This is a genomic window from Paenibacillus phytorum, assembly GCF_013141715.1.
Lineage (GTDB): Bacteria > Bacillota > Bacilli > Paenibacillales > NBRC-103111 > Paenibacillus_E > Paenibacillus_E phytorum.
The window spans coordinates 121508-128727 of the sequence record NZ_WHOA01000237.1 but is presented as its reverse complement, the minus strand read 5'-3'; the positions used below and the strand labels follow the sequence as shown (position 1 = coordinate 128727).

The 7220-nt window shown below is 46.8% G+C and carries 8 protein-coding genes; 6 read left to right on the top strand and 2 right to left on the bottom strand.

Annotated features, from left to right (window positions below; all coding sequences use genetic code 11):
• On the top strand, nt 1-279 hold a 279-nt coding region (locus tag GC098_RS33030; RefSeq protein WP_171648180.1), incomplete at its 5' end, for an early set domain-containing protein.
• Between the two features lie 52 nt (nt 280-331).
• Here GC098_RS33030 and GC098_RS33025 read toward each other — a convergent pair.
• Nucleotides 332-1222, bottom strand: coding sequence for a LysR family transcriptional regulator (locus GC098_RS33025; RefSeq protein ID WP_171648178.1), 891 nt, complete (start codon nt 1220-1222; stop codon nt 332-334).
• Nucleotides 1223-1392: 170 nt separating this feature from the next.
• Here GC098_RS33025 and GC098_RS33020 point away from each other — a divergent pair, with 170 nt between their 5' ends.
• The 5 genes from GC098_RS33020 to GC098_RS33000 are packed head-to-tail and all read left to right on the top strand — an operon-like array spanning nt 1393 to nt 6185.
• Nucleotides 1393-2772 (top strand): GntP family permease, encoded by a 1380-nt coding sequence (locus tag GC098_RS33020; RefSeq protein WP_171648176.1) that lies wholly within the window; start codon nt 1393-1395, stop codon nt 2770-2772.
• A 24-nt stretch (nt 2773-2796) separates the two neighbouring features.
• Nucleotides 2797-3582, top strand: coding sequence for a 3-hydroxybutyrate dehydrogenase (locus tag GC098_RS33015; RefSeq protein ID WP_171648174.1), 786 nt, complete (start codon nt 2797-2799; stop codon nt 3580-3582).
• 41 nt (nt 3583-3623) lie between these two features.
• On the top strand, nt 3624-4331 hold the full coding sequence (locus tag GC098_RS33010) for a CoA transferase subunit A (protein ID WP_171648172.1): 708 nt from the start codon (nt 3624-3626) through the stop codon (nt 4329-4331).
• Complete coding sequence (locus GC098_RS33005) at nt 4328-5008, top strand: 3-oxoacid CoA-transferase subunit B (protein ID WP_171648170.1); 681 nt, start codon at nt 4328-4330, stop codon at nt 5006-5008. Before GC098_RS33010 ends, GC098_RS33005 begins: the two co-directional genes overlap by 4 nt.
• Nucleotides 5001-6185: an acetyl-CoA C-acetyltransferase gene (locus GC098_RS33000; RefSeq protein WP_171648169.1), complete on the top strand. Its 1185-nt coding sequence runs from the start codon at nt 5001-5003 to the stop codon at nt 6183-6185. Before GC098_RS33005 ends, GC098_RS33000 begins: the two co-directional genes overlap by 8 nt.
• An 83-nt stretch (nt 6186-6268) precedes the next feature.
• Here the strand turns inward: GC098_RS33000 and GC098_RS32995 are convergent, their stop codons facing one another.
• Nucleotides 6269-7168 carry a fumarylacetoacetate hydrolase family protein gene (locus GC098_RS32995; protein WP_171648167.1) on the bottom strand — a complete coding sequence of 300 codons (900 nt, stop codon included), beginning with the start codon at nt 7166-7168 and terminating at the stop codon, nt 6269-6271.
• Nucleotides 7169-7220: the final 52 nt, after the last annotated feature.

The following is a 7220-nucleotide window of genomic DNA, read 5'->3' as shown; positions in this document are numbered from 1 at the left end:
CCGGCTAAACCGGTCCTTTCCAATGACAACTGGGATGGTGACGGCAACTTCAAAACCATCATGAACATGTGGTGGGGTACGAATGGAACAACGTATCATTTATATGAAAACGGCGTTCTAATCGATACGCAAACACTTTTGGATAAAACACCCACTGCTCAATCAGCAGTAACGACCATAGCAAATAGAGCAATAGGCACCTATGAGTATCGCGCTGAGCTCGTTAACCATGCAGGAGCCGTATCCAGCGATAAGATGATTGTAAAAGTGACTAAGTAATACTCATCTTCGAATGACCTAATACCCCAACAGTAAGTGAATGTTGGCAGAGTCAGTTCTCTGTCTCAGACAGCTCTTGGCTAAACGAGATAAACTCACGCATAGCGTAAGAGACGTAATGATCCTTAGGCCAAATAATGACTAAATTCCAGGGAATAGAAGGCTCTGTTAAAGGTAACGTAAGTACTTCGGGACAAGTGATTTTACTGCAAATCGTCTCGGGTATGATGGAAATGCCTGCATTCGAAGCAACCATTTCAGCCAAAAGGTCCCATTGCGAGCTTTCGTAGACAACGGAAGGATCGAATCCAACGGATCGGCAGGCATGAATGACATGGTTTCGAACGGCATAGCCGCTAGGAAACAGGATAAAGGGTTCATTTCTAAGCTGCAGGAGTGATACACTAGTTTGCTCAGCTAGCGGATGAGAACGATGGATGATGAGCGCTAATTTTTGAAAGAGAAAAGGCAAGGTTTCAAAGTTAGACGTGTCTACTGGCCCAACCACCACACCAAGATCAAGCTTTCGATTTTGCACAAGGCTTTCTACATTCTTAGCGCCTTCTTCGACAAGTTGGAAGTGGATATTTGGATGTTTAATTTGGAACTTTGCGATAACTCGTGTAAAGAAAACGGAACCAACTACTGGGGGCAACCCTATGGTGATGGTTCCTTTTTTTAGGTTGGAGACATCATCTAATAGGTGATGAAGATCTTGGACAGCCTGCACGATGACTTGAATCTGTTGAACGGCGATCTCTCCCGAGTCCGTCAATTGAACATATTTACCTGAACGATCAAATAAAGTAGCGCCCAGTTCTTCTTCTATATTTTTCACCATTTTACTCAGTGTAGGTTGTGTGAGGTGAAGGGCTTCGGCTGCTTTGGTAAAATTCATATGTTTAGCAATTTCAAGCAGATAAGTTAACTGGCGTAAATCCAAAGGATCATCCCCGACCTATAGCGATTTTTCATGATTGTCATTCCAATTATGAATTTTACCTGTTGAGAATCTGCATGTAAACTGAAATTAATCCAAATGTAATTGAAGCAGTTTATTCATACCAGACAAGTTGGAAGCGCTTTACAAATGACTATAAAGGAGAACAGAACATGTTTATTGAGATTGTAGCGATTGTGTTATCCTTAGGCCTGCTGATGTTTTTTGCTTACAGAGGCTACCCAGTCATCGTGTTCGCACCTATTTTCACCTTGCTGGCCGTATTGATTTCGGGAATTGCTTTAATGCCGAGCTATACAGAAGTGTATATGGTGAACGCAGCGAATTATGTGAAAAACTTTTTTCCGATTTTCCTATTGGGAGCTGTGTTCGGTAAAGTGATGGAATTGAACGGTGCGGCATCCTCCATTGCGCAATCGTTAGTGAAGGCATTGGGATCCAAAAGAGCGATGCTTTCCGTTGTTCTTGCGTGTGGTATCTTAACGTACGGCGGCGTTTCTTTATTTGTGGTAGCGTTTGCAGTGTACCCTTTCGCTGTCTCGATCTTCCGAGAAGCCAATATTCCAAAGAGATTGATTCCCGGCACGATTGCTTTGGGAGCGTTTACTTTTACAATGGACGCACTGCCAGGGACACCGCAAATTCAAAATATTATTCCTACAACCTATTTTGGAACGGATTCATACGCGGCTCCAATTCTTGGTATTATTGGCGGTCTTATCGTTTTTGGCCTAGGGCTGTTCTGGTTAGAACGCAGACGCAAGCAAGCGGAAGCTGCTGGTGAAGGCTATGGTCAAGGACATAAGAATGAGCCTGAGGGGCTAGACAATCAGAAATATCCAAATCTCTGGGTGTCTATCATCCCATTGGTGCTGGTCCTGCTATTTAACTACTTACTGAGCAGAGGCTTCTTAACGGTAAATAACTGGTATTCAGCAGATCTTTTGAAAACGTTTAATATTGCCAATGTAAAAACGGTATCGTCTTCCTGGGCATTGATCGTAGCCTTGTGCATAGGTATTCTTTCTGCAATCTGCATTAATGCACGCGTTGTTCAAAGCAAATTGGCAGCGGGCTTGACGGCTGCAGCAATGGGAGCGCTGCTTGCTATTTTCAACACAGCTTCTGAAGTAGGCTTCGGTAATGTCGTAAAAACGCTGCCAGGATTCAAAGCAATTCAAGGTTGGATTCTTGGCTTAAGCTCTCATCCGCTTATCTCTGAAGCGATTTCTGTCAACGTGTTGGCCGGCGTAACGGGATCTGCATCAGGAGGGCTGTCCATCGCCTTGGAAGTCATGGGTAAGCAATATTTGGCCGCAGCAAACAATGCAGGGATTAGTCCGGAATTGTTACACCGAATTGCTTCGATGGCATCAGGTGGTATGGATACGCTCCCTCATAATGGTGCAGTCATCACACTCCTTGCCATTACAGGACTCACACATCGACAATCGTACAAGGATATTTTCGCAATTACGGTTATCAAAACAGTAACTGTTCTCGTGCTCGCGATCATTTTATCGATATTTTAACAGTTCAAGATGGAGGTATGCGCAATGGTTAGGTTCTTGGAAAATAGAGTCGCTTTGATAACAGGGGCAGCAAGCGGTATTGGTCTTGAAATCGCACGCACTTATGCACGGGAAGGAGCCAGGGTGGTCATTTCCGACATCAATGGTGAACAAGCGAATCTGGCTGCGCAGCAGTTGCAGCAAGAAGGCTTTGAAGCTATAGGGGTCAAATGTGATGTAACGCAGGAGCCGCAATTTGTCGAAGCTATTGAAACCGTGGTTCAAACCTATAAACGGCTGGACATTCTCGTCAATAATGCAGGGCTGCAGCATGTTGCACCCATTGAGGAATTCCCTGTAGAAAAGTTTGAATTCTTGATAAAGGTGATGTTGACAGGCGCTTTTATCGGCATCAAGCATGCCTTCCCTATCATGAAGGAACAAGGCTTTGGCCGGATCATTAATATGGCTTCGATCAACGGAGTGATTGGATTCGCAGGCAAAGCGGCCTATAACAGCGCAAAGCATGGACTGATCGGTTTAACGAAAGTAGCAGCACTCGAAGGTGCTGCTCACGGCATTACGGTGAATGCGCTGTGTCCGGGATATGTAGATACACCTCTTGTTAGAGGGCAGCTGCAGGACTTGGCGAAAACACGCAATGTTCCTTTAGAAAGTGTCCTTGAGGAGGTTATTTACCCTTTGGTTCCACAAAGACGCCTCTTAGCTGTAGAGGAAATTGCTGATTATGCGATGTTAATTGCTAGTGACAAATTGCGAGGTGTAACGGGAGCTTCACTATTAATCGACGGCGGTTACACAGCACAGTAAATATAGATCAACCTAGGGATAGGAATAGGAGATGGATCATCATGAATAAAATATGTTCTTCCATAGAGGAAGCTGTAACGGATATTCGTGACGGAGCCACGTTAATTGTTGGCGGTTTCGGGCTTTGCGGGATTCCGGAGAATTTGATTGCAGCGCTTAAAGCGCAAGGAACCAAAGATTTATGCGTAGTTAGCAACAACTGCGGGGTTGATGATTGTGGACTTGGACTGCTGCTGGCCAACAAACAAATCAAGAAAATGATTTCCTCCTACGTGGGAGAAAACAAAACGTTTGAGCAGCAGTTTTTAAGCGGAGAACTCGAAGTCGAGCTGGTTCCACAAGGGACGCTTGCCGAACGAATTCGCGCAGGCGGAGCGGGCATTCCGGGGTTCTATACAGCTTCAGGCGTAGGTACTTTAGTCGCAGAAGGTAAAGAACACAAAACATTTGAAGGACGCACCTATTTGTTGGAAAAAGGGATTCTTGGTGATTTTGCCTTGGTCAAAGCTTGGAAAGCTGACCCGCTGGGCAATCTGGTTTTCCGCAAAACATCGCGTAACTTTAATCCGTTGGCAGCAGCAGCAGGGAAAGTGACGATTGTTGAGGTTGAAGAAATTGTGCAGGTAGGCGAGTTGAGCCCAGACGATATTCATACACCAGGTATTTATGTGCAGCGGATTGTAAAGGGTGCGTCCTATGAAAAACGGATTGAGCGTCTCACCGTTCGAAGTAAGGAGGTATCGGTATGAAAAATGACCGTTTAACGATTATTCAATGTGCCGTTGATGAAATTAAAGAGGGCATGTATGTCAATTTAGGCATTGGCTTGCCTACACTCGTAGCCAATTATATACCGCCAGAAATGACGGTTATGCTGCAATCGGAAAATGGGCTTCTGGGCATCGGTGCCTACCCTTACGTTGGAGAAGAAGATCCGGATTTGATTAATGCCGGCAAAGAAACGGTAACAGCTGTGGCGGGCGCTTCTTTTTTTGACAGTGCAGAATCGTTCGCTATGATCCGGGGCGGCCATATTGACTTGGCCATTCTTGGGGGTATGGAGGTAGCGGAGAACGGTGACCTTGCCAACTGGATGATTCCCGGAAAAATGGTGAAAGGGATGGGCGGCGCTATGGATTTGGTCAACGGCGCCAAACGGATCATTGTCATCATGGAACATGTGAATAGAGCAGGGGAGTCTAAGGTTAAAAAGGCATGCACCCTGCCACTGACAGGCAAAGGTGTAGTGAATCGTCTGATCACGGATTTAGCCGTTTTTGATTTTACAGATGAGGGCATGGTGTTATCGGGCATACACCCAGGTGTAACGATGGAAGAGGTTCTCGCCAACACGGAAGCGCGGTTTACAATTAGTCCTCTTCTTCAAAATGAACCTCAGATGAGCAAAGGAGATCGTTATGAGTAGAGAAGTCGTTATCGTTAGCGCAGTTCGAACAGCTGTTGGCAGCTTTCAGGGAGCTTTGGCGGACATATCTGCTCCGCAGCTAGGCAGTACGGTTATCCAAGAGGCTCTGAAGAGAGCTAATCTGGTTGACAGCCAAGTAGACGAAGTCATTATGGGTAACGTGCTTCAGGCTGGACTTGGGCAAAACCCAGCCCGGCAAGCTTGGCTGAAAGCGGGGTATTCGCAATTCGTTCCAGCGATGACGATTAACAAGGTGTGTGGTTCGGGCCTGAAGTCCGTCATGCTGGCGGCACAGTCTGTGAGCCTCGGAGATGCGGATATCGTGGTGGCAGGCGGTATGGAAAATATGACGCAGGCGCCTTATCTGCTGCCCGGGGCTCGTTCAGGCCTGCGGCTTGGTGACAGCACCATGGTCGATTCGATGATTCGGGATGGTTTGTGGTGCGCGATGTGCGACATCCATATGGGCATCACGGCCGAGAATATAGCGGAGCATCATCGCGTTACACGTGCAGAGCAGGATGAGTTTGCTGCTTGGAGCCAGCTGAAAGCGGAGCAGGCGATTGCATCCGGCAGATTCAAGGATGAGATCGTTCCAGTAGCCATCCCGCAAAGAAAAGGCGACCAGGTGCTATTCGCGCAAGATGAGTTTCCTCGGGCAGGTACAACAGCTGAGGTTCTGGGCAAGCTTCGACCTGCTTTCAAAAAAGAAGGAACAGTTACGGCTGGCAACGCTTCTGGCATTAATGACGGAGCCGCTGTGCTGGTTGTTATGGCTGCGGATAAGGCTAAGGAGCTTGGACTTAAGCCCTTAGCTCGCATCAAAGGCTATGCGAATGCTGCCTTAGATCCATCCATGATGGGAATGGGCTCTGTTGATGCTGTTCATAAATTGCTCCGTAAAACGGGAGTTCGACTCGATAGCATTGATTTATTTGAACTGAATGAAGCTTTTGCTTCACAGTCTTTAGCCGTTGGCCGCGAGCTGGGCATCCCGCGGGAGATATTAAATGTCAATGGAGGATCGATTGCCATTGGACACCCGATTGGTGCAAGCGGAGCCCGCATTCTGGTTACGCTGCTGCATGAGCTGGAGAAGAGAGAAGGCAAGCTGGGTGTGGCTGCCTTATGTATTGGCGGCGGACAAGGTGTTGCCATGTTGGTCAAGCGGGGATAAATGGAGAAAAAGAGCAAGCCGCTGCGGCTTGCTCTTTGCTGTATAGTGGAGCTTTTGGATTCCGTTTTAAACGCGAAAGCTAGTTACTCGTTAACCATGCGATTAGTTAAGCTGCCTAATTTCTCGATAGAAATCGTCACGACATCGCCGTCTTTTAAGTATACGCGCTTATCAACTGGATCGCCGAGCACAACACCTTCCGGTGTACCAGTTAGTATGATGTCCCCTGGATATAGCGTCATATGCTGAGAAATATAACTGACAATTTCGTCACAGTGGAAAATCATATCCGCCGTGTTCGAGTTTTGACGTACTTTGCCGTTGACTGTGGTGCTAATCTGAAGGTCATTCGGGTTGCCAACTTCATCCGCAGTCACTAGATAAGGACCGAGTGGACTGAAGTCATCGCACGATTTGCCAAGCAGCCATTGCTGGGTCCGCATTTGCAAATCACGCGCAGAAAGGTCATTCACGCAGCAGTATCCGTACACGTGCTCCAAGGCTTGTTCTTTGGAGATATACTTGGCCTGCTTACCAATTACGATAACCAGCTCGCATTCGTAATCGACCTCCTTGGTTACACGAGGTAGTGCAATGTCATGTCCGTGCCCGGTAAGCGTATTATTAAATTTGTTGAAAAGAATCGGGTATTGCGGGATCGGGGCATTCGTTTCTTCGGCATGCTTGCGATAGTTCAGACCTACGCAAATGATTTTGTTAGGATGCGTAACGCAGGGGCCGTAAATCATTGTCTCTTCGCTTAGCAGCAAGGAAGCACGGTCTTCGCGCTCTAGGACAAGATTAACAAGGTTAAGTAGTGCATCGGTAGCGGTTGCCCCGCCATTAATGGCTTCGTGAACAGTGGCAGGGACTGTGAATGCTGGCGCCAGTTGCTTGACAGCTTGAACGACATCCAGCACGCCAAACTCGGTTTGGACGCCTAGAGTTAACGCATCATTTTTCCTGAAAGTAAGCAGTTTCATTTGAAAACCTCCTGAATTAATGTATGAGTGAATAAGTAAATGATTAAATAAT

What these genes read in the sequence shown, in the direction of transcription:
- GC098_RS33020 (WP_171648176.1), top strand. Translation starts at nt 1,393, where the DNA reads ATGTTTATTGAGATTGTAGCGATTGTGTTATCCTTAGGCCTGCTGATG.
- GC098_RS33015 (WP_171648174.1), top strand. Translation starts at nt 2,797, where the DNA reads ATGGTTAGGTTCTTGGAAAATAGAGTCGCTTTGATAACAGGGGCAGCA.
- GC098_RS33010 (WP_171648172.1), top strand. Translation starts at nt 3,624, where the DNA reads ATGAATAAAATATGTTCTTCCATAGAGGAAGCTGTAACGGATATTCGT.
- GC098_RS33005 (WP_171648170.1), top strand. Translation starts at nt 4,328, where the DNA reads ATGAAAAATGACCGTTTAACGATTATTCAATGTGCCGTTGATGAAATT.
- GC098_RS33000 (WP_171648169.1), top strand. Translation starts at nt 5,001, where the DNA reads ATGAGTAGAGAAGTCGTTATCGTTAGCGCAGTTCGAACAGCTGTTGGC.
- GC098_RS32995 (WP_171648167.1), bottom strand. Translation starts at nt 7,168, where the DNA reads ATGAAACTGCTTACTTTCAGGAAAAATGATGCGTTAACTCTAGGCGTC.